General features: G+C 63.9%; 5 protein-coding genes and 1 tRNA gene. 4 read left to right on the forward strand and 2 right to left on the reverse strand.

What is annotated here, in order from left to right; translation table 11 throughout:
• Together cysC and VDP82_RS15720 are read left to right on the forward strand one after the other, a co-directional pair.
• Positions 1-1,039: adenylyl-sulfate kinase (cysC, locus tag VDP82_RS15715; protein WP_323015770.1), on the forward strand; the 1,039-nt coding region annotated here is incomplete at its 5' end.
• 70 nt (positions 1,040-1,109) lie between these two features.
• A tRNA-Thr gene (locus VDP82_RS15720) sits at positions 1,110-1,185 on the forward strand.
• Between the two features lie 111 nt (positions 1,186-1,296).
• Here VDP82_RS15720 and VDP82_RS15725 read toward each other — a convergent pair.
• Together VDP82_RS15725 and VDP82_RS15730 are read right to left on the reverse strand one after the other, a co-directional pair.
• Positions 1,297-2,061, reverse strand: a complete 765-nt coding sequence (locus VDP82_RS15725; RefSeq protein ID WP_323015771.1) for a DNA cytosine methyltransferase — start codon at positions 2,059-2,061, stop codon at positions 1,297-1,299.
• Positions 2,058-2,381 (reverse strand): hypothetical protein, encoded by a 324-nt coding sequence (locus VDP82_RS15730; RefSeq protein WP_323015772.1) that lies wholly within the window; start codon positions 2,379-2,381, stop codon positions 2,058-2,060. The genes VDP82_RS15725 and VDP82_RS15730 overlap by 4 nt, the downstream gene beginning before the upstream one ends.
• A gap of 143 nt (positions 2,382-2,524) precedes the next feature.
• Between VDP82_RS15730 and VDP82_RS15735 the strand changes: the two genes are divergently transcribed.
• The gene (locus VDP82_RS15735) at positions 2,525-2,830 is read left to right on the forward strand and encodes a hypothetical protein (protein WP_323015773.1); all 306 of its coding nucleotides are present in this window, start codon (positions 2,525-2,527) and stop codon (positions 2,828-2,830) included.
• Between the two features lie 106 nt (positions 2,831-2,936).
• Positions 2,937-3,571 (forward strand): hypothetical protein (locus VDP82_RS15740; protein WP_323015774.1); only part of this gene is annotated, 635 nt, incomplete at its 3' end.

Here is a 3,571-nt window from a genome sequence, read left to right on the forward strand (position 1 = left end):
GCGCATCAGCCGCATCGTCACCATGGATGGCGAGCAGAAGGAGGCGAGCGCCGGCGAGGCGGTGACGCTGGGGCTCGACCGGCAGGTGGACATCTCGCGCGGCGACATGCTCAGCCATGCCGGGGAGGGGCCGGATTTTTCCAACCAGTTCCAGGCGCGGCTGATCTGGATGGCGGAGGAAGCGGCGCAGCCGGGGCGCTCCTATCTGCTCAAGCTGGGCCCGCAACTGGTGCCGGCCTCGATCACCACGCTGAAATTCAAGACCAATGTGAACACGCTCGAGCAGAGCCCGGCGCGGCAATTGGCGCTCAACGAGGTGGGTACGGCGACCCTGTCCACCGACCGGCCGATCGCCTTCGACGCCTATGGGGAAAACGCGGCCACGGGCGGTTTTATCCTCATCGACCGGCTGTCCAACCGCACGCTGGGCGCGGGCATGATCGAATATGGGCTGCGCCGGGCGCAGAATCTGAGCTACCAGCAATTCGACGTCACCCGGCAGGTGCGCGCGCGGATGAAGGGGCAGGAGCCGCGCGTGCTGTGGTTTACCGGGCTGTCGGGGTCGGGCAAGTCCAGCATCGCCAATCTGGTGGAAAGGCGGCTCACCGCCGAGGGGCGGCACTGTTATATCCTGGACGGCGACAATGTGCGGCACGGGCTCAACAAGGATCTGGGCTTCACCGAGACCGACCGGGTGGAGAATATCCGCCGCGTGGCCGAAGTGGCGCGGCTGATGGCCGATGCCGGGCTGATCGTGCTGGTCTCGTTCATCTCGCCCTTCCGCAGCGAACGGCAGGCGGCGCGCGAGGTGGTGGGCGATATCGACTTCGTCGAAATCCATGTCGACACGCCCCTGGCGGTGTGCGAGGCGCGCGATCCCAAGGGGCTCTATGCCAAGGCGCGGCGGGGTGAAATCCGCAATTTCACCGGCATCGATTCCCCCTTCGAGCCCCCCGAAACCCCCGATATCACCCTCAGGGGCGGCGCGCTGGAGCCGGGTGAGCTGGCCGAGCAGCTACACGCCTATCTGATGGGCTGAACCGGTTTGGGCAAAAGGCGCATGCAAGGCGTTGCCCAATCGGCCAGTCGATGCTAGAGGCGCAGGCGCTGCCGGTATAGCTCAGTTGGTAGAGCACCTGATTTGTAATCAGGGGGTCACGGGTTCGAATCCTGTTGCCGGCACCACAAATCCTAAGCAAATCCAGCTTTCTCACACTATTCCCGCAATCCACACAGCGGGGACGGGGACGGGATTGGGACGGCCACACATTCGCGGCTGCGGGAATCATTCATTAGCTATCGGTCGAGATAGGCTTCGACGAATGCCCGGGCGGCAGGCACGCAGAGGCCGTTGCCATAGGCCCGTAGCTCGACCAGATGGCCGGGACGCCCTGGAGCCAGCGGGTGAACGCCGGGTTCAAGGGGTCGCGTTCTTCCGTCGCGGCAATAAAGCCATCGCGCGTCAGACCACCCGGCCACAGGACTGTGTGGACTGTGTCCTCCAGCCGTCCCTGCCGATGCCGTTCCACCCGTCCCCGTCCCCGACTGTTGCCCACCCTCGGCGTCGGCCACCCAATATAGGCGCTGTCGTCTCTGTGGCGCACCGACGCCAGCAGCTGCATACGGGACGGCCCCGAGGGCGTATCCCAGGGCTTCCACATCAGCTTGTACGAGATCGAGCCATCGAGCGGCATCGCTTCCCGCAACTTGTTCTCCAAAGACGACTGGAGGACGGCACTGGCCGATGAGCCAATGCCATGCCGGCCAGAGGTGCCGCTCGTCATCAAACCCCTTGCCTTGGCCTGCCTGGCTGAAAGGCTGGCATGGGCAGGATCCGGTCCAGACGGGCCGGTCGTCGGGCCATCCGGCTTGCCGGAGAGCGAGGGGCCAGAGGCCGACGCCGGCGAAGAAGTGGCATTGATTATAGGGCTTGAGCTCGTCGGAGCAGACGTCTTCGATGGACCGGGTGTCCACGTCTCCGGCAGGAAGAAGTCCAGCTGCGATGAGACGGCGGAGCCATTCACCTTCTTCTTCGTCGATCTCATTGTAGTAGGCCCTCACGTGTCGTCCTCGTCGAGAATGTCCTGAAGCAATCGGTATTCCATCGACTGCTCCTCCAGCGGCACCTTGGGAGCCCTGGCCTTCGAGATGCGCTCGGCGACTTGCGCCCGGATTGCTTTCACCTGTGCCAGCTTCAATTCTTGGATCCCGACCTCCTCGTCGAGGATCTCGAGCAGCTTGTCGTCGAGTTCGGCGGGAGCGCTGCGCAGCCCGGAGAAGAACCGGCTTATCTGTGACTGCGCGATGCCCAACCGCGCTGCCATCGGCAGCCCGAACCGTCTGCCGTAGATGACTTCGCCGACAAGCTTGATATCCTGCACTCGCTGTTCACTCGTTCGCGCCATAGCGGCCTCCATCCGGCATAGATATTATGCCAGAATTCTCGGGAAGTGAATGCCGAGGCATACTTTTTATGCCAATTCTATTGATTGCCGCGCCCCTCCCTCGCTGGCAATGTCCACCCATGGATTCGGACACCTTCAAATCGCTGGCGCAGCAGGTCTTCCCGGACGCTACGTCGTCGAGGCTGGCCCGCTCGCGTGGCGTCGACCAGCGTGTCGCCCAGCGCTGGCTCGCTGGCCAGGTGCCAGTTCCGGATGATGTCGCCGACTGGATATCCGATCAGGTGCGCATCGCCGGCGAGTTGAAACTGCAGGCCGAACTCGATGCCGCCGGCAAGCGATGGAAGGCAGCCGGTCTGGACGACGAGGCCATCGCTGCCGCGCTCGCTGTCTACTACCAGCATGTCACCGGACGCCGGATCGGTTAACTTGTTCTTCACCTGCGTTAACGACGGCGATTTACAATCCATCCAGGATCGGTAGTCTTGCCTCCCTGTGCTGACGGCTTGTCGTCGGCGCACCGGAAAGACCGACATGAACGACACGCTCGACGCCGCGCAGCTGCGCAGCGATGCCCTATCTCTTACCGCCTGCGATCTCCGCCGCGAGGACATTCTCGCTGGGCGCGGTGAATTCCCTTCCTTTGGCGAACTGCAGAGTGGGTTACCCTTCTACAAGGGTGACATGCTGCTCGACCTGCAGATATTCATCGACACCGAGCTGCTATCGGATGATCTCTCGATGGCGGCGAAGAAGGCCATGCGCCTCGCCCGCCGGAATCCCACGGCGGCCACGCTGCGCGCCGCCTCGGACGCCCAGCAGCACAGCAGCCACCACGTCTCTCGCCGCCTTGATCTCTACGCGTGCTGGTTCGGCGACAGCCTGGGCCGGGACCGCACGATCCGTCGCGGCCTCGAAGACCTGCAGAGCGGCGACTTGCGGCGCTCTTGCCTGCCGCTGGCGCTGGCGGTCGGCCTGACGCGATACAATCATCGCGGGTATCGGCAGCTTGCCGGCGCGCCGACGATGATCGCCGATATACTTGAGGACGGACAGACCATGCTCGCCCGTATCGCGGAACTGTCGGCCCGCCTGACGGCAGCGCAGTCGCATCTCCATACCGTCGAGAACGCCGTCGACGTCGAGGAGATAGACGTACTCGAGGGGCA

Origin of the sequence: Devosia sp., from assembly GCF_034675085.1 — a bacterium.
GTDB lineage: Bacteria > Pseudomonadota > Alphaproteobacteria > Rhizobiales > Devosiaceae > Devosia.